Below are 23,922 nucleotides of genomic sequence, written 5' to 3'. Positions count from 1 at the left end.
CTTGCGCTCGCCGACGATTGCCACCGGCCTTCTCGCGGCGGCGGGCTGCGGCCTGCTGATCGGCTGGGTCGAGCCGATGACGGGGGCGCTCGCCGGCTTCTGGGCCCTGCTGGTGCTTACCTGGCTGTTGTGCTGGCTGTTCGCCGAACAGCTCTCGGCCGATATCCGCCGCGGCAAGGTCAATGACGGCCTCGTCGGCTGGCTGATGCCGGTGGCGTTCGGCGTCGCCGTGCTGGTCGCCTGGGAGGCGATCACCCGGGGCGCCAGCGTGCCGCAGGTGCTGCTGCCGGCGCCCAGCATGATCTGGGCCCGGCTCACCGCCTCGGTGCCGACGCTGGCCGCCGATTTCGTCCAGACCTTCAAGGCGGTGCTGGCCGGGTTCATCCTCGGTTGCGGTTCGGGCTTTGCGGTCGCCATCCTCGTCGACCGCTCGCCTTTCCTCAAGCGCGGGCTGCTACCGATCGGCAACTTCGTCTCGGCGCTGCCGATCATCGGCATCGCGCCGATCATGGTGATGTGGTTCGGTTTCGATTGGCCGTCGAAGGCCGCCGTGGTGGTGGCGATGACGTTCTTCCCGATGCTGGTGAACACGGTCGCCGGGCTCAATGCCTCGTCGATGATCGAGCGCGACCTGATGCGCACCTATGCTGCAAACTACTGGGAGACGCTGTTCAAGCTGCGCCTGCCCGCCGCCGCGCCGTTCATCTTCAACGCCTTGAAGATCAACTCGACTCTGGCGCTGATCGGCGCAATCGTGGCGGAATTCTTCGGGACGCCCATCGTGGGAATGGGCTTCCGGATATCGACCGAGGTCGGCAAGCTCAATATCGACCTGGTCTGGGCAGAAATCGCCGTGGCGGCGGTTGCAGGGTCTGCCTTCTATGGGGTCATCGCGCTCATCGAGCGCGCCGTGACCTTCTGGCATCCGTCCGTAAGAGGTGGGCGGACGTAACGTCCGCCTGGCCGCGGCGGGCGGACTTGACGTGGTAGGGGGAACGACGGGCGACTATGGCCCGGATGTTTCTGTCGTATCCGCCCGGCCGTGGTGGCCGGGCGCAACAGGGGTAAGGGAAACGACAATGAAGAAACTTCTTCTGGCACTGGCCGCGGGCGCTATGGCGCTCACCGCGACCGCCGCAATGGCGCAGGACAAACTGACGCTGCAGCTGAAGTGGGTGACCCAGGCGCAGTTCGCCGGCTATATCGTCGCCAAGGCCAAGGGCTTTTACAGCGACGAGAAGCTGGATGTGACGATCCTGCCGGGCGGCCCGAACGTCGCGCCGGAGCAGGTGATCGCCGGCGGTGGCGCCGACATCATCGTCGACTGGATGGGCGGTGCTGCCGCGGCCCGCGACAAGGGGGTGCCGCTGGTCAACATCGCGCAGCCGTTCAAGCGCTCCGGCCTCGAGCTGATCTGTCCCAAGGAGAACAACATCAACAGCGTCGCCGACTTCAAGGGCAAGACGCTCGGCGTCTGGTTCTTCGGCAACGAATACCCGTTCTTCGCCTGGATGAACAAGGAAGGCCTGTCGACGGCCGAGGGCGGCGACGTGAAGGTGCTGCAGCAATCCTTCGACATCCAGCCGATGATCCAGAAGCAGGCCGACTGCATCTCGGTCATGACCTATAACGAGTACGGCCAGGCGCTGGACGCCGGCTATGGCCCGGACAACCTGACCATCTTCAACTACACCGAGATGGGCAACGACCTGCTCGAGGACGGCCTTTACGTCATGGAGCCGTCGCTCAAGGACCCGGCCAAGGTCGACGCCTATACCCGTTTCGTGAAGGCCTCGATGAAGGGCTGGCAGTATGCGCTCGACAATCCCGACGAGGCTGCGCAGATCGTGGTGGACTCCGATGATACCGGCGCAGCCGAGCTGAAGCACCAGCGCTACATGGTCGGCGAGGTCTCCAAGCTCGTCGACGCCAAGGATCCGGCCCTCGACATGGCCGCCTATGAGCGCACCATCAAGGCGCTGGTCGACCAGAAGATCATCAGCAAGGCCCCGGAAGGCGCCTACACCACGGTGATCACCGACGCGCTGAAGTAAGCAGCGGGTAGGAGTATGTGACGAAGGCGGGGAGCGATCCCCGCCTTTTGTTTTTGCTAACTGAGAGAGAAGGCCCCCTCCCATCCTCCCCCATAAAGGGGGAGGTGCCCCGCTGGTGCGTTTGGCACGATCGAAGCGAGTGCCTCGTCTCTTCACCTCCCCCTTTATGGGGGAGGCCGGGAGGGGGCCGTCTGCTTCAGTACGCCCGCTCAGCTCCCGATCACCCCGCCATCGTCCTTGCTGATCACCACCAGCGCCGGGCGCGGGCCCTGGCCGTCGATGAAATCCGGCCAGTTGGTGCCGGCATCGGCGATCGAGGTGGAATCCTCGCCGTCCTCGAGGCGCAGTTCGCCCGGGTGCTGGATGGAGAGGAACATGGTCCTGCCATCAGGCGTGAACGCCGGCGAGCAGACTTCCGAGCCGACCGGCGGCGAGTAGAACAGTTTCGGCAGCGCCTTGCCGTCGCCTTCGGTATCGACGGCGTAGAGCGCGTCGTTGAAGCCGGCGTCGGGCGGGCCGTCGGTGGTGACCCAGAGGCGGCCGGCCGGATCGATCGACAGATTGTCGGGATCGGTGAACCAGCCATTGGCCGAGGTCTCGGGGTGGCAGAGGGCGTGCGAGGCCGGATCGGTAGGGTCGCCACACAGGATAAAGGCGTCCCAGGTGTAGTCGGTCGCGGCATGATCGGGCGCATCGGGGGCCCCCGGCGGCGTGATCTCGAGAATGTGCCCGTCCGGATTGGGCGCACGGGTGTTGGCGACGTTGACCTGTTCGCCCGCATCGCCCTCACCGGCAGGCAGGCGATCCTCGTTCTCGGTCATGGCGATATAGACGCGGCCGGTTTTCGGATGCGGCACGAAGCCTTCGGGCGCATCCATCGGGGTGGCGCCGACGAGGTCGGCGGCCATGCGGGTGCGCAGCACCACATCGGCCTGAGTGTGGAAGCCGTTCTCCGGCGTCAACGGGCCCTGCCCCTGCACCAGCGGCAGCCAGGAGAGCTTGCCGTCGGCATCGAAGCGGGCGGTGTAGAGGGTGCCTTCGTCGAGCAGATCCTTGTTGGCGGCGCGGTCGTTGGGGTTCCAGGGCCTGGAGGTGACGAACTTGTAGAGGTACTCGAAGTCGTCGTCGTCGCCCATGTAGAGGACGACGCGGCCATCCGGTGCCACTGCCACCTGGGCGCCCTCGTGGGTGAACCGGCCGAGCGCGGTGCGCTTCACCGGCTTGGCCGCGGGATCGAACGGATCGATCTCGACCACCCAGTCGAACTTCAGGCACTCGTTGGGTTCGTTCTCGAACTTCAGGCGCGCGTCGAGGCGGCCGAGCGCATAACCGTCATTCTCTTCCTCGTCCCAGCCCTGGCGCTCCACCAGTTCCTGGTCGGGCAGCGTAGTGTAGTCGCCGGCAAAGATGTCCATGCCGCCTTCCTCGCCCGAGAGCATGGTGCCCCACGGCGTGATGCCGCCCGAGCAGTTGGAGATCGAACCGAAGACGATGGTGCCGGTGGGGTCGATGCTGGTCTTCAGCCGATCGTCGCCGGCGGCAGGACCGCTGAGCCGCATCTCGGTGCCCATATGGACGCGCCGATTGTACTGGCCGTCGGTGACCACCTGCCACTCCTTGCCGGTCTTCCTGACCTCGACCACGGAGATGCCGGTCGAGGCAGCGACGGCGCGGATCTGGTCGTCGGTGAGCTTGTCGCGATAGTCCGCGTCGGTCAGGCCGGGAAACATCAGGTAGGGTGAGGCATATTCGTGGTTCACCACCAAGAGGCCATGGTCATTGGAGGCGCTGCCCTGCGGCAGCGGCAGGAAGGCGGTGAAATCGTTGTTGTAGCCGAACTGCTTTTCAGCAGCGGCGCCGTCGAGGCTGGCGACATCGAAAGCCGGGCTGTCGGTGAACAGCTTGTCGCCCCAGCGGAGCAGGATCTGGCGCCCATAGCCTTCCGGCCAATGGTCGGTCTTGTCGGTGATGCGGCTGAGTTCGGGGAAGGTGAGGCTCGAGGGCGAGTTGGTGGCGGCGGCCGCGCGGCTGAAGCCGAGGCCCGAGGTGGCGAGTGCGGTGCCGGCGAGCAGGCCCTTCAGCACGGTGCGGCGCGAATAGCCCTCGACCATCAGGTCGGAATATCTGGTGGTAAAAGATTGACGGCGCGTCGGGCGCGCGCGGGTTTTCAAACGATCGGTCATGTTGACGCTCCTGCAATAGCGGGAGCCGTGCACCCGGGAGGCGACGCTGCCATGACGGATCGATGACGGGCGGGTGACGGGGGGCGGCTCTGGTTCGACAGGAGTGCCCTTGCGTCCCCTCGCCCCTCTGGGGAGAGCATCTGTGTTTGCGGTCAAGCAGTTTCGGGTTGGTTGGGCTCCCAGCGACGGTTCTGGGTGAGCAGGGTGTTTGCGAGCACGACAAGCTTTCGCATCACCGCTGTGAGGGCGACCTTGGGCGGTTTGCCGGCGTTGCGCAGGCGCTGGTAGACGGCCTTGAGATCTGGATTGTAACGGGCGGCGCTGAGGGCGGCCATGTAGAGGGCGTTGCGTACCTGCATTCGACCACCGCGGATGTGGCGTTGCCCCAGCCTGCGACCGCTATCGTCGGCAATGGGTGCCAAGCCAGCAAGCAGGGCAGCGGCCTTGGCCGAACACCGGCCCAGTTCGCTCAGTCCGGCCAGCAGCGCGGCAGCAGTGATGGCGCCGATGCCGGGGATGGACAGCAGGATGGCATAACGGCCGGCCAGCCCGGGATCGGCCTTGATCAGTTGCTCGATCTTGGCCTCGAGGCGCTGCACATGGCCCTTGAGGCTGGTCAGGCGGCCCCTCAGTTCGGTCTTGAGGAACGACACCGTGGCCTGCTCCAGCCGGTTGCCCAGTGCGATCGCCTCGGTGCGGGCGGCAGTGTAAGCATTCACCAGTTCCTGCAACTGCTCGAGCTGCTGGGGCACCGGCTGGTTGGGCTGAGGAGCAAGGCTGTGGCCCATGACTGCCAACAGTCGCGCATCGATCCGATCGGTCTTGGCCAAGACCCCACACGCCTCGGCGAACAGCCGTGCCCGCAGCGGGTTGATCACCACCACCCCATAGCCCCAGGCACTCAGTGTCCGGAACGCCAGCCGGTGATACTTGCCGGTGGCTTCCAGAACCACGCGCTCAAGCTGCAGCCCCAGCTCGTCCAAGTGCCGCCGCAGTCGGCGTAACCCGAGCGGGGTGTTGGCCACCCGCCAACTCTGACCGCCAGGATGCAGATAGACATCCAGCCAGTCTTTACTCACGTCGATCCCGGCATAAACTGCCAGCGCGCTGATTGTGGACTCAACCTTGCCTTGCATGCGGGACTTGCTCCCCATCATCTGTTCAGGACCAGCGACACGGACAAACGGACCAAGCTCTCCCGCGGCTCAAACCAAGGGTCAGACGGTCCCGTCCATCCGGTCCCGGCCGGTCGCCACCGACCGGGACCGCCTACTCTGTACAGAGTCGGCTGCAATCAACATGCAAGGGTCAGGGTGAGGGGGTAGCCAAGCGCGCTGGGCGAGCGGCTGACTTACATGCCGGCCAAGACCCCATGCCAGCATGCTTGGCGCCCCTCACCCCAGCCCTCTCCCCAGAGGGGCGAGGGGGCGCCCATGGCACACCCGGTGATGAGGTTCACCTACCCCGCCTCCCGCTGCTCGAATGGCGCTTCGGGCATGGCATCTTCGGCGCCGAGCACCAGGCGGCGGACGGCGTCGCGGGGCATCGGGCGAGAGATCAGGTAGCCCTGCGCCTCGGTGTAGCCTGCAGCGTGGATACCGCGCAGTTGCTCGGGGGTCTCGATACCCTCGGCGGTCGTCACCATCGCCAGGCGGGCGCCGATATCGGCCACTGCCGCAACGATGGTCTCGGCGCCCTCGGCGCTGTCGAGCGCCCTGATAAAGGTGCCGTCGATCTTGATCTTGTCGAACGGGAAGGCCAGCAGGTAGCCCAGCGCCGAAAAGCCGGTGCCGAAATCGTCGAGCGCCACCCGCACGCCCAGGGCCCGGAGCTGACGCAGGGTCTCGAGGCTCTGCTCGGAGTTCTCGAGGAACACCGACTCGGTGATCTCGATCTCTACCCGCTCATGGCTGATGCCGGAGGCGGCGAGCGCCTGGACCAGGGTGGTGAGCAGGCTGCCGCGCACCAGTTGCACCGAGGAGACGTTGACGGCGATCTTCAATTCGCCCGGCCAGCGCGCTGCCTCGGCCAGGGCTTGGCGGATCACCCAGTCGCCGATCGGCACGATGAGCCCGCTCTCCTCGGCCACCGGGATGAAGTCGGCGGGAGGCACCAGGCCGCGTTCGGGGTGCTGCCAGCGCAGCAGGGCCTCGAAACCCGAGAAGGCATGGGTGCGCAGGTTGAGAATGGGCTGGAAATGCAGCTCGAACTCGCCGAACTCGAGCGCCCGGCGCAGATCGGCCTCGAGGCGGCGGCGATCGACGCCGATGCGGCCGAGCTCGGGCTCGAAGCTCCTGATGCCGCCGCGCCCCTCGCGCTTGGCCGCATAAAGCGCGACGTCGGCATTGTGCAGCAGTTCGTCGGGCTCGTTCCCGTCGCTGACCGCCACCGCGATGCCGATGCCGACTGCAATGCCGACCACCTGCCCGTCCAGGTCATAGGGCGCGAGAGTGGCGGCGCAGATGCTGGCGGCGAGGGCCTCGGCGGTTTCGCGATCGCCACCGCGATGCAGCACGGCGAACTCGTCGCCCCCCATGCGCGCCGCGCTGTCCAGCGGGCCGAGACAGCTGCTCATGCGGGTGGCGAACTGGCGCAGCAGGGCATCGCCCGCCGCGTGGCCCAGCGTATCGTTGATGGCCTTGAAGCCGTCGAGATCGAGACAGAGCACGGCAAAGCCACTGGCCCGGCCGACATCCTGAAAGGCATTGCCCACCCTGCGATAGAACAAGGTGCGGTTGGGCAGCCCGGTCAGCGCGTCGTGATAGGCAAGATGCGTGAGCTCGGCCTGCATGTTGTGCAGCTCGGTCACATCCTTGTGGGTGGAAATCCAGCCGCCATCGGCGATCGGCTGATGGGTCATCGAGATCACCTGGCCGGAGTTGAGCCGGTGAATGCCGCCAAGCGTGCGGTGCTCGCGCACCGCGCTCAGCCGATCAGCCACATAGTCCTCGGCATCATCGCCCACATGCGTATTGCCGGCGACGCGGGCCTCGAGAATCTGCCGGAAGGTGGTGCCGCGCCGCCCCAACTCGGGCGGCAGCCGGTAGATATCGAGGAACTGCTGGTTGCACAGCACCAGCCTGCCCTGGCGGTCGTAAAGCGAGATGCCGTGCGCCAGGTTCTCGAGGATGGCGTGCAACCGCAGGTCCTGGGCATAGAGCTTGCTGCGCGCCAGGCTCAGCGAACGGGAGAGCTTGAGCGGGTCGCCAGCCTGCCCCGCGGACGACGCGATGGGGCCCCTGGGTTGCTTACCGGTCTTTGGCAATGCGCTGAGGCCCCGGCCGCCACAAGGAAATCGAAGATCGCAAGCTAGCGATGCCGAGTAAATGCAAGGTTAGCCGACCGGCTCCATTCATTCCGACTTGGATGGGCGCAGCATCTGCTTGTAGATGCCGGGCTCGGAGTGCGGGATCACCATGGCATCGAGGCGCTTCTGGTAGAACTCGACCGGGCCGGCGCCGCCGATGACACCATAGGCATAACCGGCCTCGCGCATGCCGCGCAGGGTGGCAATCAGCAACGCCTCGCCGATCCCCTGCCCGCGCGCCGCTTCGTCGACGCCGGTAGGGCCGAAAAACCCCTTGGCCGTGGCATCGTGGCAGGCAAAGCCGAGCAGCTGATTGTCCTTGACGGCGATCCAGCAGGTCACCGGCAGATGGCTCATCGCCGCCTCGACCTCGGACACCCAGAACGGGCTGAAGTGCTTGCCGACCCAAGCGGTGACGACGTGCCGCTCCGGCGGCAGGGCGCGGCGGACGGTGATCCCCGCCGCCTGTACCTTGGCCTCGGAAGCAATGTCCGGCAGGTCATACAGCCGGACCAGAAGATCGCCCATCGTCGCGTGGTCCCTTCTCAGAATCCTTCGTAGCGACCGTAGAGGTTCGGCATCAGCCCGACCAGCGCCTTGAAGCGGTTGAAATCGCGGTTGGAGCTCCAGCCGGTTTCGGCGATGGCCGAGAGCCGGGGAAACACCAGCCGGTCGAACACGGCGCGATCGGTCATCGGCTCGGACCAGATACAGGCCTGGACGCCGAGCAGTTTGCCGCGCTCGGCCTCGCTCCAGCCGGCAGTCGGCTCGAAGGCATAAGCCTTCTCGGGCGACGACCAGCCGGCCCAGGCGGCGCCGCACTCGTGCCAATCCTCGCTGTTCGCCATGTCGAGATAATAGGCCTGCCCTGGCGCGACGACGACATCGTAGCCCTCGGCCGCCAGTTGCTGGCTGCCCTCCTGAGTCCTCCAGCCGACAAGGTAGCAGTTGGCCTTGTCGATGCCGCCGCCATGCGAGGCCTCTTCCCAGGCGCCGGTCAGCTTGCCCTTGGAGGTGAGATAGGCCTGCAGGCGCTGCAGGAAGCGGGCCTGCAGCGGAGCCGCGCCGGTGACGCCGAGCTCCTTGCGCAGCTTGTTGGCCGCCGGCGAGGAATGCCAGGCATCCTCGGGCACTTCATCGGCGCCGACGTGGAAATAACGCGAGGGGAACAGCTCGACCATCTCGTCAATGATCGCCTGCACCACGCCATAGGTGGCTTCCACCGCCGGGTTGAGGCAGTTGTTGGGGAAGCTCTGGATCGAATAGTACGCGGCATTCTCGCCCGGATCGCGCAGCGCGGGGATGGCCTGCAGCATGGCATAGCAATGGCCCGGCATATCGATCTCGGGCACCACGTCCACGCCGAGCTCGCCGGCGAAGGCGACGATCTCACGGATATCGGCCTTGGAGTAGTAGCCGCCGGTGCGCTCGGGCCCGGAGCCGAGCAGCGGCGGCACCGGCATGCCGTAGCCGCGCCAGGCGCCCTTGCCAGTCAGTTGCGGATAGGCGTCGATCTCGATGCGCCAGGCCTCGTCGTCGCTCAGGTGCCAGTGCAGCACGTTGAGCTTGTTCCAGGCGAGGATGGCGATGAAGCGCTCCACCTCGTCCTTGGCGTAATAGCGCCGGGCGACATCGAGATGGCTGCCCCGCCACACCATGGTCGGCGCATCCTCGATGCGGCCGGACGTGGGGAAGCTGAACTGGCGCAGGTGGATGCGCGCGCCGCGCAGGATCTGGCCCAGGGTGATCAGGCCATAGAGGAGGCCCGTTTCGGTTTCGCCGACGATGCGGGCCCGATCGGCAGCGAACTCGATGGCATAGCCTTCCTTGCCGCCGGCGCCGGCGCTGAGCTCGACCGGGAAGCCGCCTTCATGCGCGGGACGGACCAGCCCCTCGCCGGGAAACAGTTTTTCGGTCAGCTTGCCGAAGGCGGCGGCAGCGGATTTGCCGACCGCCGAGGGGATGGGGGCGAGGCCGGCCGGCGCGGTGCGGCGGCCGGAAACCGCCACATCCCGCGGCCAGGGTATGATCGATACCGGCACCGGCGGATGCTCGGGCACCTGGTAGATGGCGGTGCCCTTGCGGCGCCGGGTATCGCTGCCGTCGCGCCGGGTCGGCACGGTGCGGAGCGACCGCGTGGTGCCGTCGGCGAGAATGAGGAAACTGGTGGTGGCGCCGTCGGTCCAGTGCCGGATCGGGTAATCGAGCTTCAGCACATCGATGGTCCACCGAGCGCCAGGCGCCAGGACAAAGCCGCGTTCGGGCGCCAGTTCGATGAAGTTGGAGAGCTGCGTCACCACTTTGGCGCCGACGATCTCGGCATCATCGCTCACCCGCGCCGGGCCGGAAACGCCGAGCCGGAAGTCGCGCAACGCTTCCCCGCTATCGTTGGTGAGCATCAGCCGGTAGCGCGCGGCCACGCCTTCGCCGGCCGGGCGCCACTCGCTTGCCAGCGTCAGACCATCATACCAATCAGCGACCATTTGAATACCACTCCCTTGCGAGAGGAGTCCTAATAGACTCGTCCGCGCGCCGCAACGGGAACCACTTCGCGCACCTCGTTACCCGAGATCAGCGCCACGCTGTCGAACAGGTTGGAGATGACGCAGGCGTGGTTGGGGATGATACGCAACTGCTGGCCGATCCGCGGCCAATCGGAAGCGACCGGCAGCTCGATGACCCCGTGCTCCTCGGAAAGGCTCTTGATGGTCAGCTCGGTGCCCATGACGAGGCCGAACCCCTCCATGCCGAGGAGATCGGACGTCAGTGACTTGGAGCCGGCATCGATGACCACGCGGGTGGCAGTGGGGCGGCTGACCACGGTGACGAGTACGGTCAGCGCGCAATCGTCGAGACCGGCCGCCTGCTCCTTCACCTGGAAGCGATCGAAATAGATGTAGGTGCCCGGGCGACGTTCGGTGACCGGCGGCGAAGCAGGCACCCACATGTCCGGGCTGTTGCCGGAGGAAACGCGGGGCACGGCAAGGCCAGCCTGCTGGAACAGCGCTACCGCCTCGGCGAGCCAGAGGTTGGATTTTTCCACGCCGTGCAGCGGCGGATAGGTCATCAGCCCGCCGAAACGGAGGCCCGGCGCGAGCGCGATCTGGCGCGCCAGGGCGAGGGCCTGAGCCGGGGTCTGCACCCCGCAACGCCCGCCGCCGCTGTCGCACTCGATCAGCACGGTAAGCGGCCGGCCGGCGGTGAACGTCGCCGCGTAGCCAACCAGGGTGTCGGGGCTGTCGGCGGTGACCGACAGGGTGATGCGCTCATTCAGAGCTTTCAGCCGAGCGAGCTTGCGGTCGCCGACGATGTTGTAGGGCAGGAAGATATCGGTGATGCCGGCATCCGCCATCACTTCGGCTTCGCCCAGCTTCTGCGCGGTGATGCCGACGGCGCCGAGTTCGACCTGCCGCCTGGCGAAACGCGGCAGCTTGTGGGTCTTGATGTGCGGACGCAGCGCATAGCCTTCCCGGCTGGCATGCGCCTGGGCACGCTGCAGGTTGGCCTCGACGCGATCGATGTCGATGAGGACGGCCGGGGTATCGAGGTCGGCAATGGTGGGCATGACGCTGGCTCCGAAGGGTCTGGCGTCACTTCGCCCGGAGCCGGGCGGCAATGCAAGGTGGGGGCGGTCACCTCTCCCTTGGGGGAGAGGTCGACGCGAAGCGTCGGGTGGGGGGCCTTGCCTCACACTCTGTGCTCGCGGCAAGGCCCCCTCACCCCGACCCTCTCCCCCAAGGGAGAGGGGACGCGAGACCACCGACGGGTGCAAGATACTAGATGCCGTCCGAAGGTCGCCAACCCTTCGCAGCACTCGCCCTGAGAATGAAGCCGATGATCTCGGCGACCGCCTCGTAGAGCTCGATCGGGATCTGCTCGTCCAGTTCGACGCCGGCAAGCGCGTCGGCGAGCGGGCCGTTGGCCTCGATGACGACGCCGGCTTCGCCCGCCACCTCGACGATGCGCCGGGCCAGTTCACCGCGGCCTTTGGCGACGACGCGCGGGGCGTCGCGGGTGCCGCGCTCGTATTCGAGCGCCACGGCGAGGTTGACCGGTTTCGGCGTGTCGGTCATCGGGCGCTGTCCAGCAATTGGCCCGGGGCACGGTTGGCGGGTTGCGGGACGCCACGGCGCACCCGCACGGCGCCGAGGTCGACCCCATGGCGGGCCAGCGCCGGGCCGAGCTCGGGCAGCATGGCCTGGAGCGCCTCGGCAGTGGCCGGATCGGCTGCCCACAGGGTGACATTGGCGCTGTGTCCGAGCAGCGCCACTTCGGCGCCGACCTCGCCGGTGGCGGCAAAGTTGAGGGCAAAGCGCAGGCGCCAGCCACGCTCGGCAGGGGTCCGCTTGTGCTTGCCGTCACGCTCGACCAGCAGCTGCAGGATGCCGGTCTCGGCCCCCAGTTGCATCGGCACTTCGACGCGAAACTCGGCGGCGGGAGCCACCGAACCGGGGCGAGCGGCGTCGCCGGGGCTGGACGCCAGTTGCAGCAGCTTGGCGCGCGACAGCGCCGCATCGGCGTGACCGAGCAATTGGCGCGCGGCCTCCAGTGGTTCTTCGGGCAGCGGCGACAGAGGCTGGGCCGAAGGGACGCGAACCGGCTCGCCCCGCAAAGGCGGCGGCGGACGATGCGCGACCGGGGCGACGGCCTCGACCTCGCCACCGAGAAATCCGGCCAGGGCGGAACGCAGCTGCAGCAGCGCGGACTTGGCATCGGCCGAGGTGCGCACCCCCGGTTCGCTGATGATGCCGGCGCGCAATACGGCCTCGCGGATCGCCTTGCCGTCAGGCGGGGCTCGGTTGAGATCGAGCCGGCTGCCCAGCAGCATCGCAATCGCCTCGAGCGCCGGACGCGGCAGCGCCGCGGCAGTCGGCGCGGCGAGCGTCGCGAGGCGGGCGATGAGCGGCAGGACACTATCCTGGCGGGCGGCGGCCTGCACCGGATCGGCAAGGATCTGAGCCAGCGGTGGAGGGGTGGGAGTCGATTGCGCCGGACGCGGGGGAGGAGCGAGCACCACCGGCTGCGGCGATGCCGTTGCGCCTGACGGGGTAGGTGCCTGTGACGTGGACGACGGCGATACCGCAGGTGCCGGGCTCGGCGCCACCGTTGGTGCGGCACCCGCAGGGGCGACCGGCATCGCTGATGGCGTTGCGCTGGCGGGCGCGGGCTGCGGCACGAGCGTCGGCGCCAGGGTCAGCTGCGCGGCTGGAGCAGCAGTGGGAGTGGGCGGAACGGGCAGCGTAGCCGGACCAGACGCCGGTTGCGCGGCCGCGGCGACCGGGACGGGCGGTAGCGGGACGGTGACGGGTAACGCCGGTGAGGGCGAGGCGGCCACCGTGACGACAGGCGCCGGCGACGGCAAGATGGGGGCCGGCTGAGCAGCGAGTGGGCTGGGCTGCGCTGCGGGCTGCGCGGGAATGGCAGGCAGCTCTGCCGGTGCTGCGATACCCGGCGGGAGCGTCGCGCCGGGTGGTGGCTGCACCTGGGGGACGACGGTCGGCGGCGTCGCGGCTGTCGCAGGGGAGACGGGCAGTGGGGCCCCCGAAGGGATCGCAGCGGCACTGTTCGGCGATGGCGCGAAAGCCAGGGGTTGAGGCGCAGCCGGCGGGACCGACGCTGGGGACGCCGGGGCCGCGGTGACGGGTTGAGACAGCAAGGGCAGCGGCTCCAGCGCCGGTGGAGCCGGCTGGGCAGGCGTGGGTTGCGGCTGCACCGAAACGGTGACGGCGGGCTGGCCGGTCGGCGTCGGGGCGATCTTCAACGTCACCGCAGTATTCAGCGGCAGCGGCGTTTCGAGTTTCAAGACGAAACTCTCACCGCCTGCGCTGAGCTGAGTGAGCCCGCCGGCAAGCTGGGCGGTGACTTTGGCGTCGATGCTCTGGCCGAGCCGGAGGACCAGCGCGTCGAGGCTAGCGCGTGCCAGCTTCACCGCCGCCAGCGCCGGATCGGCGGCAGGGTCAGTACGGCCGGTCAGTTGCAGCAGCGCGGTGGCGACATCGGACATGCCGCCACCATGCAGGGAGTCGGGTTAACGGGAGTTAACTTGTTCCGTCTCGTCAGCAGCTACTGGACCGCCGGCGCGGGCTGCCCCCCACCCCTGCCCCTCCCCGCAAGGGAGAGGGATGCCCCCTCACCGGCATCTCAGTATGCGTCTCCCTCCCCCTTGCCGGGAGGGATCAAGGGTGGGGGTCCACAGCCACCGGCGAGCCTGAGACCCCTCAGTGATGCGCCCCCTTCATCTCACGCAGTTCCTCGACCGAGCGGACCACCTTGCGGGCGGCGCCGGCCCAATCCTTGGTTTTCACCGTGGCCTTTTCGAGCCGGGCCTTGGCCGCAGGGACGGCGTCGGCGTATTGCGGCAGCCACTGCGCCTGGGCGACCACCATCTCGTCGACCATCTGCCAGACCTCGTCGGGGGTGCAGATGGCGCCGACCAGCGGGTCATGCAGCACGGCGAGCTTCAGCATGTCGATATTGCCGGTCATTGCCGCTTCGACGCTCATGCGCTGCACGGAGATAGACACCGAGCAGGTGGCGGCGCAGGCGATGGGCAACTCGATGCCTTCGACCATGTTGATGCCGAAGCGATCGACGAAGCCCGGGCTCTCGATGATGGCGTCGGCGGGGAGGTTGCGGATGATGCCGTTGTTGCGGCGGTTGAAATGGCCGCGATAGGTGCGGCCGGTCTCGCGCGCTTCGATGATGTAGCTGGCGTGCTCGGTGGTACGCTTGTGCTCGGACAGTTGCTTGGTGGCTTCGGCCTTGAATTTCGGGAAGTCGGTCTCGAACCAGTTCCGCCGCTCGGTCGAGTGACGAAGATAGCCACCGGTCTCGCCATGGATCCAGTCGCTCATGTCGATCCAGCGCGAGATTTCCTCGGGGCGCTTGCGGTACCAGGGCAGGTATTCCGAGAGATGGCCATTCGACTCGGTCGAATAGACGCCGAAGCGCTTCAGCACGTCGATGCGGACCTTCTCCTGCTTGGAGTAGACCGGGTGCTTTTCGAAGCCGGCGATCAGCTCGTCCGCCTCGATCTTGCGCCCCTTGGCGCGGATATCGATGTACCAGGTCTGGTGGTTGATGCCCGAGCAGACATAGTCGAGGTCGCGATCATCGACGCCGAGCACCTGGGCGATCTGATGGGCGCCATGCTGCACGCCGTGGCAAAGGCCGACCACGTCGACGCCGCCATAGAGATCGGCGGCCCAGGTGTTCATCGCCATCGGGTTGGCATAGTTGAGGAACAGCGCGCCCGGCTGGGCAACCTCGCGGATATCCTTGCAGAAATCGAGGATCACCGGGATGTTGCGCTGCCCATAGAGAATGCCGCCGGCGCAGATGGTGTCGCCCACGCACTGATCGACGCCGTATTTCAGCGGAATGTTGACATCGGTGGCGAAGGCTTCGAGCCCGCCGACCCGCACGCAGCTCATGATGTAGCGCGCGCCGGTGATGGCCTCGCGCCGGTTGGTGGTTGCGGTGACCTTGGCCGGCAGCTTGTTGACCGCCACGATCGACGAGATGATCTGCTCGATCATGTCGAGGTTATGGGCGTTGATATCGGTTAGCGCGAACTCGACATCGGCGAATTCGGGGACCTTGAGCAGATCCGAGATCAGGGTCTTGGTGAACCCGACCGACCCGGCGCCGATGATGGCGACTTTGAACGACATTGGCGTTCCTCCCTTTCGAACTGGGCTCCATCTAGCGGCACGGGCGCTGGGCGGTGTAGAGGAAAGACATGCGATCGCGGGTAATTTCATGCTGCCAGACCTGATTGCCCATGGGCACAAGATCCAGACCATCGCGCCGCTCCGGGGTCCGCTTGGCTTTCATGTGATGGCCACCGGCGCCGGCTTCGAGAAGCGTGTCAACGAAGTCTACAACTGGGAGGGACTGAAGCGCGGCGACGTGCCGTTCGTCATCATCCAGCACACCATCGCGGGGCGGGGCGAGCTCGATTATGCGGGCACGCGCCATGTGCTGCTGCCCGGCGCGACCATGGTGCTGAGCTTCCCGCACGCCAACCGTTACTGGCTCGATCGGGGACAGACCTGGGAGTATTTCTGGATCGGCGCCAACGGTCGCGAAGCGCTGCGGCTGGTGCGGGCGATCATCGACCTGAAGGGGCCGGTGGTGACGCCTGGGTCCGGCGCCGTGGACCGCATGGCGGATGCCTGCGTGCGGCTGATGCGCTCGCCGGAACTGCTCAGCGGCGAAGCCTCGGCCGCCGCCTACGAGGCGATGATGGCGCTGCATGATGGGCTGTTCGGGGCAAGCCCGGCAGCGACAACCGTCGCGCCGCCCATCGCCCGCGCGCAGAGCTTTATTGCCGCGCATCTGAGCGAGCCGCTCGGAGTGGAGCGGCTGGCGCGGGTCGCCGGGCTGAGCCGGGCGCATTTCGTCAGGCGCTTCGGCAGCGAGACGGGCCAGAACCCGTCGGACTTCGTCCTCGCGGCGCGAATGGAGCGGGCGACGCGGCTGCTGATCGCCACCGACCAGCCGGTTGCCGCCATCGCCGCGGCGACCGGATTTGCCAACGGCAACTACTTCGCCAAGGCGTTTCGGCGGCTCTACGGACTTTCACCGAGCGACTACCGCGGCGCCGCGGCGGCCGGCCACTGAGCGAGCGGCCTTGTGCGTAGCGGCGATTAGGAGTTGCTTATCGATTGCTGCCTAGCATGATAGCTGCCCGAACTATCCGGTTCAGAGGGCCTGATGGTTGTGAAGCGGTCTCCCGTCCAGCACACTGCTCGCCCCGAGCCGCCGGAATCGCTTGCCGCGCTGGTGGCCGCCAACGAGCGCCTGCAGCGCTTCGCCGCCGAACTGGCGGGTGAACAGGCCCGGGCCAAGGTCGAGCGCAGCTGGCTGCGCACCATGATCGACCAAGTGCCGGACTATCTCTACATCAAGGACAAGGATGCCCGCTTCGTCATCGCCAACCGTGCGGTGGCGGCCGATCTCGGGCATGGCGACCCCAACACGCTGATCGGCAAATCCGACCTCGACGTGCACCCACCGCAGCTGGCGCGGCGCTATTTCGAAGACGATATGAGCGTCATCCGCAGCGGCCGGGCGCTGATCGACCACGAGGAATATGTGGTGCGCGCCGACGGCACGCAGCTGTGGCTGTCGACCTCCAAGCTGCCACTGCGCAACCCCGAGGGGCAGATCATCGGCCTCGTGTGCAGCGCGCGCGACATCACCGAGCGGCGCCGTGCCGAGGCGCATATCCATTTCCTCGCCTATCACGACTCGCTGACCGGATTGCCCAACCGGGCGCAGTTCGAACGCGACCTTGCCGAGCTCGCCGCGCGAGGGGCCGAGGGCATGCCGGCGACGCTGGTGCTGATCGATCTCGATCGCTTCAAGCACATCAACGACACGCTGGGGCACGTGGCGGGCGACGACCTGCTGCGGCAGCTGGCAAACCGGCTGTTCCAGTTGGTCGGGCCGGCGGGAACGCTGGCGCGGGTAGGCGGCGACGAGTTCGCCATCCTCTTGTCGGGGCCGGCGGCCGGCGCGGCGGAGACGCTGTGCCGGGCTATCCTGCTGCAGTTCGGTCGGCCGTTCCGGTTGTTCGACGATCCGGCGTTCATCACCGCCAGCTTCGGCATCGCGCCGTGGCGGCCAGGATCAGACGCGTTCAGAATGCTGCGCGAGGCCGACATCGCGCTTTACGAAGCCAAGGCGCGCGGCCGCAGCCGCTGGGAAGTGTTTGCGCCGCCGATGGCGGAAACGGTCGAGGAAAAGCAGCGCATCGAACAGGACCTGCGCCGGGCCCTCGACGCCGGCGACGAGCTGACGCTCGAGTACCAGCCGATCTTCGCCGCGGACGGCATGACAATCGCCGGCGCCGAGGCGCTGGTGCGCTGGGATCACCCGGAACGCGGCCGCCTGGCGCCGGATGTCTTCATCGGCGTGGCGGAAGAGCGCGGCCTGATCGAGAAACTGGGCGAGTGGGTGCTGGGGGAAGCCAGCCGCATGCTGGCGCGCACCACCATCCCCTGGGTGGCGGTCAACGTCTCGCCGGTGGAACTGAAGAGCCGCCGCTTCGTCGAGCGGGTGATCGAGCAATTGCGGCTGCTGCGGATCGATGCGTCGCGGCTGCAACTCGAAATCACCGAGGGCGTGCTGCTCGATACCTCGGAGGCAACCGAGGCGGGACTGACCCGGCTGCGGGCGGCAGGCATCCGGCTGGCGCTCGACGATTTCGGCACCGGCTATTCGTCACTCAACTATCTGCGGCGCTATAACGTCGACAAGCTGAAGATCGATCGCTCGTTCGTGGGCCAACTGGGCGTTTCCAGCGATGCCGAGGTGATCGTCCGCACCATTATCGACCTGGCGCGCTCGCTCAACATGAAGGTGACCGCCGAGGGGGTGGCGACCGAACAGCAGCGCGACTACCTGGTGGCGCGCGGCTGCCACGAGTTGCAGGGCTACCTGTTGTCCGAACCGCTGCCGCTCGAGGCGTTTCTCGAGTTCACTGGGGTGGCGGCTTGAGGCGTCTGAAGCCAGCCGCAATCACCGGCCGACACCCTCCCCGTGACGGGGAGGGATGGGGTGGGGTGTGCAGCACGCTCGATGTTGGTTGGGCCCGTAGACTCGGGAGCTTCCCGCACACCCCCTCCGAGCTACGCTAGTTCGCTTCGCTCACAGGCTTCGCTTGCCTCCCCCGTCAAGGGGGAGGTGGGCATCGCGCCGGTGGCTCGGTCCGACCTACCCCTCCAGTATCTTTCGCGCCCGCGCCACGATCGGGGCGTCGACCATCCGGCCGTCGAGCTGGAACGCGCCCGGATGCTCGGCTGCCGCAGCCACGATACGCTCGGCCCAACTGCGTTCCGCCTCGCTCGGCGAGAAGCCGGCGTTCAGTACGGCGACGGCCGACGGATGCACGCAGGTGGCGCCGTCAAAACCGTGCGCCTTGGCTTCCGCGGCGGCGGCAGCGAGCCCGGCGAGATCGGTGTAGTCGGCGCTCGACTGCAACAGGCCGAAGCTCAGCTTGCCCTCGGCTTTCGCCGCATAGTGCAGCAGCAGCTTGGGGTAGCGCAGCACCTCCGGAGTCGGCGTAGCGCCGAGTTCGGTGGCAAGATCCTCGCTGCCGAGCAGCAGCCCGATGACGCGATGGTTGGCCGCGATGAGCCGCGCGTCGAGCAGCGCGGCAGCCCCTTCGATCAGGGCGAGAAAGCTCATGGCGGTGCGGCCGAGCTTCGCCTCCTCGGCGCGCAGCGTGCCGGCAAGGGCATCGAGCGCCGCGGAGGAACTGGCCTTGGCGACCATCACGCCTGCCGCGCCGGCGCGGCAGGCAGCGAGGGCGTCTTCGCGCTGCCGCAGGCCGGAGTTGATGCGGACGAAGACTGCCGCACCCGCGCGACCGACGGATGGAACCGTGGTTGCGAGGCCAGCCCTCGCTGCATCCTTTCCGATTTCCGGCACGGCATCCTCGAGATCGAGGACGATGGCATCGGCGCCGCGCTCATGCGCCTTGGCGACGAAGCGTTCCGAATGGGCCGGGACGTAGAGGAGCGATCTTAGCTTCATCCGAGCACAGTAGCAGGATCGACGCCGACTTCGCGCAACACTTCTGCAGTGTGCTCACCGAGCTCGGGGGCTGGGCGGCGGAAGGCGCCCGGGGTTTCGCTGAGGCGGGGCAGGATGTTGTGGACCGGCAGCGATCCAAAATCCTTGTCTTCGACATCGACAATGATGCCGCGATCAACGAAATGCGGGTCGCTGGCAATGTCGGCGATCGAGTAGATCGGGCCGACGGTGGCGCCGGCCTCGCGCATGATGGCAAGGGCCTCGTCGTGCGTATGACGGCCGAACCACTCGCCCACGGCGGCGTCGACGAGGTCGCGATGCTTCACCCGATCCGAATTGGTGGCAAAGCGCGGGTCGGCATTCATCTCGGGCTTGCCGATCACTTCGAAGATGCGGCGTGCGACCTGCGGGGTCGAGCCGCTGAGCGCCACGTATTTGCCGTCGGCACAGCGATAGACGTTGCGCGGCGAAGCGGTGTTGGAAGCCGACCCGGAGCGCTCCTTGACCTTGCCGGTTACGGCGAAGATCGCCGCTTCCGGCCCGAGCACCGAGTACATCGGCTCGAGCAGACTGAGGTCGATCACCTGCCCCTTGGCGCGTCCGCGGAACCTTGCAAACAGCGCGGTGACGGTGGCGTTGGCGCCATAAACCCCGGCGATCATGTCGGCCAGTGCCAGCGGCGGCAGCACCGGTTCGCGGTCGGGGAAGCCGGTGCGATAGGCAAAGCCGCTCATCCCCTCGACAATGGTGCCGAAGCCGGGGAACTGCGCATAAGGACCGGTCTGGCCGAAGCCGGAAATGCGGACGATGATCAGGTTGGGGTTGGCGGCAAGCAGCGTCTCCGGCGCGAGGCCCATCTCCTCGAGCGTGCCGGGGCGGAAATTCTCGATGAACACGTCCGCGGTCTGGAGCAGCGCCCGGAGGGCCGCCATATGCGGAGCCTGCCTGAGGTTGAGCTGCACCGAGCGCTTGTTGCGGCCGTAGGTCTTCCAGTAGAGCGAGTACCCGTCATCGCGCCACTCGCGCAGCGGATCGCCCTGCGGCGGCTCGATCTTGATCACATCGGCGCCGAAATCGGCGAGTTGCAGGCTGAGCATGTTGCCGGCGACGAGGCGGCTGAGGTCGATGACACGGATGCCATCGAGCGGGCCGGACAAGCTGGGGTTGAAGGGGATGGTCATGGGGTGGTGCCGACTGAAGCAGACGGCCCCCTCCCGGCCTCCCCCATAAAGGGGGAGGTGAAGAGTCGAGCTTGTGGCGCGATCGTGCCAGGCACTCGATGCGGCACCTCCCCCTTTATGGGGGAGGATGGGAGGGGGCCGTCTGCTGCGGTGTCCATCAGAGCTCAACCACGTCCAGCCGCGCCACGGTCATCCGCCCAGCCGACGCCATGCGCAGGCCGGCCTGGCCGTAGCGGAACTGGCCGTCGGTCGCGGTGACGACCTGCTTGCCATCGACGCTGAGCGTCAGCTGGTCGCCCACCACTGTCAGCGCCAACTTGTGGCTCTTGCCGGGCGTCACCGCGAACGGCGCCCTCGCCAATACGGTGGTGCCATGGTCCTGCTTCAGGATCACCGCTTCCCCATCCTTGAAGCCGGCTGCATAGAACCGGCTGGTGCCCTGTACACGTGCCGCCACCAGATGCGACTTGCCGGCCAGCGGCGTAAGGTCCGCCGTGACAGCGACGTCGCGGAGATAGCCGTTGCCGGTCCAGGCATCGGCGTCCTCGGCCGTGTGGGCGTGGATGACGCCGTCCTGCAGCGACCAGTGACCGCGGTTCCAGGTGAAGCGGGTGATGCCGCCCCATTCCTGCTTTTCGAGCTTGGGATTGATGGCAAGCTTGCCCTTTCCCGACACCGAGAACTCCGAAAGGTAGAGCCGGCCGAGGAATTTGAGACGCCCGAAATACTCGACCAGCACGCCGATCTCGTCGATCGCCTCGTCGCCCTCGGGGATCACGAACTCATAGTCCTGCCAGCCCGCTGAGCTCGGCACGTGCCAGGCGCCCGTTTCGACGATCTCGCCGGAAATGGCGCGCCGGACATAGGGCGCGACACGCAGGTTGCCGTCGCCGTTCCAGGGGTCGAGCTCAAGCTTGAACTTCACCGTCTGGCCGGCATCGGCGAGCGGGGTGAACATCGGACGGTAGCGCTCGTCGTCGAAATCGGCGCGCCGATAGAACGGCTTCCAGAAGATGCGCCCACCCTGCCCGCGCTCGAGTCTATCGAGGAGGACCTCGAGCGCGCCGCGCGAGTTCGGGCCGGCTTTGTCGGTGGCCGACTTCACCTCGATCTGGTTGAACGGCTCGGTGCGGAAGGCGTGCGTGGCGCCCGGCGCATCGAAATCGAAGCGGACGCCGCGGCGTTCGAAATCCTCGACCCACTGTGCCGGCGGCTCCTTGCCGTCGAGGCGGAGGGCGAGCACGGTGAGTTCGCGGGCAAAGCTCGGGATGTCGACGACGTTGAGCGTGCCGATGACGCCCGAGGCGATGACGAAGTCGTTGATGGGCTTGCGGTACTTGTCCCAGCTCGGCTGCACGCCCTGGAAGGTGCCGACGATGGCGCAGGCGTTGCCGGCGTTACAGTCGGTATCCCAGCCGGCCATGGTGGCGATCTCGGCGGTACGGGTCAGCTCGCCCGCGCCATAGAGAATGGCCATGATGGTGACGCCGGCATTGGGGATGATGTGGCAGACGCCGGGATAACGGTCATAGCCCCAGTCGGCGGTGAGCATGTCGCGGCAGAGGCGCCAATCGGTCGGATTGGCCTTGTGAAAGTCGATGACGGCGCGGGCGACCTTGGCATAGGTCGAGTTGGCGTCGATGGTCGAGAGGCCGGTCTCGACGATTTCGTCGATAGATTTGGCGACGAAAGCCTGGGCGATGGCGGCAGCGCAGAAGCGGGCGCCGTTGAGGCCGTCGCCGTCATGGGCGACCGAGGCCGCCATGGCCGACATCTGGGCGGCGCGCTGCGGGTTGCCCGGATTTACCCAGCCCCAGCTGTCGATGAAGATCTGGCCGCCGATCTGCTCGGCGACGGTGGTGCCGTTGGTGGCGATGGAGCCCGACTCCGGGGCTTCCATACCGGATTTGAGGTTCTTGTAGGCGGTGTGTTCGGTAGAGTTGCCGAAGCCGCCCCACCAGTACATGCCGTGTTCCTCGGCAGCGTAGTTCAGCCAGGTACGCCCGACATCGGCGGCGGTGGCCTTGAGCCCGTAGTCGCGCAGGGCGCGGATGAAATAGACCGGGCCGTTGGTATCGTCGTCGGCGGCGAAATTCTTGAAATCGCGCAGGTACTGGGTGACCTCGCCATAGGTGTTGCGGATGCGATCATAGCTCCAGATGGTCGGCTCGACCGGCGCGCCCAGGCGGACGCCGATGGCCTTGCCGATGAAGCCGGCATAGATGCGGTCGAAGATTTCAGTGGTGGTCAGCATGGTGGTCCTTGGCGTCGGAGTAGGCAGAAGGCCCCCTCACCCGCTGCTGCGCAGCGACCTCTCCCCGAGGGAGAGGTGGGGCACGGGCGATATCGTGCCGCTACACCACCTCTCCCTTGGGGGAGAGGTCGGCCGAAGGCCGGGTGAGAGGGCCTTCTTCGAACAGGCTGTCGCGGCTGCGCTCGGCAGCCTCGCGGGCCTGCCGATCGGCGAGAAGGATGTCGGTGGCGGTGGCGGTGAACTTGTCGGCAGCGGCGGTGAGGTCGAGCCGGTTGGCGCTGTCGAGGGTCTGCCGGTCGGCGTCGACGATGACGCTCTCGCCATGCAGCGCACCGAGGATGGCACCGGCCATGACGCCGATGGAGTCGGTGTCGCGGCCGGAATTGATGCCGTCCTCGATCGAGGCGCGGAACGCGCCGCTATTGGTGAGGGCGAAGCCAAGCGCCAGCGGCAGCTCCTCGATCGAGCCGAGCCGCGACGGTTGGTAGGCAGCCGACAGCCGACCGGCCCGGGCGGCGGTGTGGTTCACGTCGTCGCCCATCGGCGAATAGCGGGCGATGATGCCGTGGAAGCGCTCCACCACGATGGCGTGTTCGACCCCCTTGAGGCTCACCGCCTGCTCGGCGATGTCGGAGATTGCAGCGCGCGTGCCGTCGCGGGCGACGGAGATGGCGGTTTCGACGATGCGCTCGATGGTTGTGCGGGGGATGAAGGCGGCAGCGACGGCGGCAGCAAAAACGCCGGCAGCTTCGAGGCCATAGCTCTCCTGGTGGCCCTCGGCGAAGCGGATGGCCTCGTCATAGGCGGCCCGGGGATCGCAGGCGTTCACCACACCGACGGGGGCGATGTACATGGCGGCGCCGCAATTGACCATGTTGCCGATGCCGCCCTGCCGGGGGTCGCAATTGGCCAGCTGGTGGCGCTGGAAAATCCATTTCTCGGGGTAGAACAGCCGGTCGATCAGGTTGGCTTGACGCTGCATCTCGGGGATCCAGCGCGGGGTCCAGGCGATCTGGCGCACCATGCCGTCGGCCATGTCCCAGGCGTCGAGGTGGCGGCGGGTGTCGGCGTAGATGTCCATCAGCGCCAGGGTCATCAGCGTGTCGTCGGTGACGATGCCGTTGCCGCGTACCCGATGGTTCCGCTGCTCGGGCGGCAGGTCCATCTTGTGCCAGCGCGCCTCGAGCGAGGTGACCCGACCATAGCGGGCGCGGATGTCGGCGGCCGAGAGCTTTTCAACCGGGGCGCCGAGCGCGTCGCCGAGAGCGATGCCGTGGAGCATGGCGCGGACACGGCCGCGAAGGGAGGTGGGCATGATGGTCTGCTTCCGCTTGTCTAGTGCAGTCACCGCACCCGCCCGTGGTCGTGGGAGGACGCCACGGGCGGGATGCGATGGTCC

The 23,922-nt window shown here is 67.2% G+C and carries 17 protein-coding genes; 4 read left to right on the top strand and 13 right to left on the bottom strand.

Going from position 1 to position 23,922, the window contains the following annotated elements; translation table 11 throughout:
- The first annotated feature begins 76 nt into the window (after positions 1-76).
- Positions 77-952 carry an ABC transporter permease gene (locus tag APS40_RS14100; protein WP_055049670.1) on the top strand — a complete coding sequence of 292 codons (876 nt, stop codon included), beginning with the start codon at positions 77-79 and terminating at the stop codon, positions 950-952.
- 127 nt (positions 953-1,079) lie between these two features.
- Complete coding sequence (locus APS40_RS14095) at positions 1,080-2,054, top strand: ABC transporter substrate-binding protein (RefSeq protein WP_055047658.1); 975 nt, start codon at positions 1,080-1,082, stop codon at positions 2,052-2,054.
- Between the two features lie 209 nt (positions 2,055-2,263).
- Here APS40_RS14095 and APS40_RS14090 read toward each other — a convergent pair whose 3' ends face one another.
- The 9 genes from APS40_RS14090 to APS40_RS14050 form a co-directional block, all read right to left on the bottom strand.
- Positions 2,264-4,237 carry a PhoX family protein gene (locus APS40_RS14090; RefSeq protein WP_055047657.1) on the bottom strand — a complete coding sequence of 658 codons (1,974 nt, stop codon included), beginning with the start codon at positions 4,235-4,237 and terminating at the stop codon, positions 2,264-2,266.
- A gap of 152 nt (positions 4,238-4,389) precedes the next feature.
- Positions 4,390-5,373 (bottom strand): IS110 family transposase, encoded by a 984-nt coding sequence (locus APS40_RS14085; RefSeq protein ID WP_055047656.1) that lies wholly within the window; start codon positions 5,371-5,373, stop codon positions 4,390-4,392.
- A 323-nt stretch (positions 5,374-5,696) separates the two neighbouring features.
- Entirely contained in the window at positions 5,697-7,502 is a 1,806-nt protein-coding gene (locus APS40_RS14080) for a putative bifunctional diguanylate cyclase/phosphodiesterase (RefSeq protein ID WP_055047655.1), read from the bottom strand.
- An 87-nt stretch (positions 7,503-7,589) separates the two neighbouring features.
- Entirely contained in the window at positions 7,590-8,072 is a 483-nt protein-coding gene (locus APS40_RS14075; protein ID WP_055047654.1) for a GNAT family N-acetyltransferase, read from the bottom strand.
- Between the two features lie 17 nt (positions 8,073-8,089).
- Positions 8,090-10,027, bottom strand: coding sequence for a beta-N-acetylhexosaminidase (locus APS40_RS14070; protein WP_055047653.1), 1,938 nt, complete (start codon positions 10,025-10,027; stop codon positions 8,090-8,092).
- 29 nt (positions 10,028-10,056) lie between these two features.
- On the bottom strand, positions 10,057-11,109 hold the full coding sequence (locus tag APS40_RS14065) for a D-TA family PLP-dependent enzyme (RefSeq protein WP_055047652.1): 1,053 nt from the start codon (positions 11,107-11,109) through the stop codon (positions 10,057-10,059).
- 211 nt (positions 11,110-11,320) lie between these two features.
- On the bottom strand, positions 11,321-11,617 hold the full coding sequence (locus APS40_RS14060; RefSeq protein WP_055047651.1) for an EscU/YscU/HrcU family type III secretion system export apparatus switch protein: 297 nt from the start codon (positions 11,615-11,617) through the stop codon (positions 11,321-11,323).
- Positions 11,614-12,558, bottom strand: a complete 945-nt coding sequence (gene fliK / locus APS40_RS25180; protein WP_197279328.1) for a flagellar hook-length control protein FliK — start codon at positions 12,556-12,558, stop codon at positions 11,614-11,616. The genes APS40_RS14060 and fliK overlap by 4 nt, the downstream gene beginning before the upstream one ends.
- Before the next feature lie 1,204 nt (positions 12,559-13,762).
- A complete protein-coding gene (locus APS40_RS14050; protein ID WP_055047649.1) occupies positions 13,763-15,217 on the bottom strand; it encodes an alpha-glucosidase/alpha-galactosidase in 1,455 nt (484 codons plus the stop codon).
- Between the two features lie 88 nt (positions 15,218-15,305).
- Here APS40_RS14050 and APS40_RS24910 point away from each other — a divergent pair, with 88 nt between their 5' ends.
- Both APS40_RS24910 and APS40_RS14040 read left to right on the top strand, forming a co-directional pair.
- Positions 15,306-16,169, top strand: a complete 864-nt coding sequence (locus APS40_RS24910) for an AraC family transcriptional regulator (protein WP_055047648.1) — start codon at positions 15,306-15,308, stop codon at positions 16,167-16,169.
- 93 nt (positions 16,170-16,262) lie between these two features.
- Positions 16,263-18,050, top strand: coding sequence for a putative bifunctional diguanylate cyclase/phosphodiesterase (locus tag APS40_RS14040; protein ID WP_055047647.1), 1,788 nt, complete (start codon positions 16,263-16,265; stop codon positions 18,048-18,050).
- A gap of 216 nt (positions 18,051-18,266) precedes the next feature.
- Here the strand turns inward: APS40_RS14040 and APS40_RS14035 are convergent, their stop codons facing one another.
- The 4 genes from APS40_RS14035 to APS40_RS14020 form a co-directional block, all read right to left on the bottom strand.
- A complete protein-coding gene (locus APS40_RS14035; RefSeq protein WP_055047646.1) occupies positions 18,267-19,088 on the bottom strand; it encodes an HpcH/HpaI aldolase/citrate lyase family protein in 822 nt (273 codons plus the stop codon).
- Positions 19,085-20,269, bottom strand: a complete 1,185-nt coding sequence (locus tag APS40_RS14030) for a CaiB/BaiF CoA transferase family protein (RefSeq protein ID WP_055047645.1) — start codon at positions 20,267-20,269, stop codon at positions 19,085-19,087. Before APS40_RS14030 ends, APS40_RS14035 begins: the two co-directional genes overlap by 4 nt.
- Positions 20,270-20,426: 157 nt before the next feature.
- The gene (locus APS40_RS14025) at positions 20,427-22,523 is read right to left on the bottom strand and encodes an ADP-ribosylglycohydrolase family protein (protein WP_055047644.1); all 2,097 of its coding nucleotides are present in this window, start codon (positions 22,521-22,523) and stop codon (positions 20,427-20,429) included.
- A 100-nt stretch (positions 22,524-22,623) separates the two neighbouring features.
- Complete coding sequence (locus APS40_RS14020) at positions 22,624-23,838, bottom strand: ADP-ribosylglycohydrolase family protein (RefSeq protein WP_055047643.1); 1,215 nt, start codon at positions 23,836-23,838, stop codon at positions 22,624-22,626.
- Positions 23,839-23,922 lie beyond the last annotated feature (84 nt).

The sequence above is a fragment of the Devosia sp. A16 genome (assembly GCF_001402915.1).
GTDB lineage: Bacteria > Pseudomonadota > Alphaproteobacteria > Rhizobiales > Devosiaceae > Devosia_A.
This window is presented reverse-complemented; position numbering and strand designations above follow the sequence as displayed.

Bases quoted from the DNA above. Each gene is read 5' to 3' on its own strand.
- APS40_RS14020 (WP_055047643.1), bottom strand. From the start codon at position 23,838: ATGCCCACCTCCCTTCGCGGCCGTGTCCGCGCCATGCTCCACGGCATC.
- APS40_RS14060 (WP_055047651.1), bottom strand. From the start codon at position 11,617: ATGACCGACACGCCGAAACCGGTCAACCTCGCCGTGGCGCTCGAATAC.
- APS40_RS14030 (WP_055047645.1), bottom strand. From the start codon at position 20,269: ATGACCATCCCCTTCAACCCCAGCTTGTCCGGCCCGCTCGATGGCATC.
- APS40_RS14100 (WP_055049670.1), top strand. From the start codon at position 77: ATGACGGGGGCGCTCGCCGGCTTCTGGGCCCTGCTGGTGCTTACCTGG.
- APS40_RS14050 (WP_055047649.1), bottom strand. From the start codon at position 15,217: ATGTCGTTCAAAGTCGCCATCATCGGCGCCGGGTCGGTCGGGTTCACC.
- APS40_RS14090 (WP_055047657.1), bottom strand. From the start codon at position 4,237: ATGACCGATCGTTTGAAAACCCGCGCGCGCCCGACGCGCCGTCAATCT.
- APS40_RS14085 (WP_055047656.1), bottom strand. From the start codon at position 5,373: ATGCAAGGCAAGGTTGAGTCCACAATCAGCGCGCTGGCAGTTTATGCC.
- APS40_RS14040 (WP_055047647.1), top strand. From the start codon at position 16,263: ATGGTTGTGAAGCGGTCTCCCGTCCAGCACACTGCTCGCCCCGAGCCG.
- APS40_RS24910 (WP_055047648.1), top strand. From the start codon at position 15,306: ATGCTGCCAGACCTGATTGCCCATGGGCACAAGATCCAGACCATCGCG.
- APS40_RS14070 (WP_055047653.1), bottom strand. From the start codon at position 10,027: ATGGTCGCTGATTGGTATGATGGTCTGACGCTGGCAAGCGAGTGGCGC.
- APS40_RS14035 (WP_055047646.1), bottom strand. From the start codon at position 19,088: ATGAAGCTAAGATCGCTCCTCTACGTCCCGGCCCATTCGGAACGCTTC.
- APS40_RS14095 (WP_055047658.1), top strand. From the start codon at position 1,080: ATGAAGAAACTTCTTCTGGCACTGGCCGCGGGCGCTATGGCGCTCACC.
- APS40_RS14065 (WP_055047652.1), bottom strand. From the start codon at position 11,109: ATGCCCACCATTGCCGACCTCGATACCCCGGCCGTCCTCATCGACATC.
- APS40_RS14075 (WP_055047654.1), bottom strand. From the start codon at position 8,072: ATGGGCGATCTTCTGGTCCGGCTGTATGACCTGCCGGACATTGCTTCC.
- APS40_RS14025 (WP_055047644.1), bottom strand. From the start codon at position 22,523: ATGCTGACCACCACTGAAATCTTCGACCGCATCTATGCCGGCTTCATC.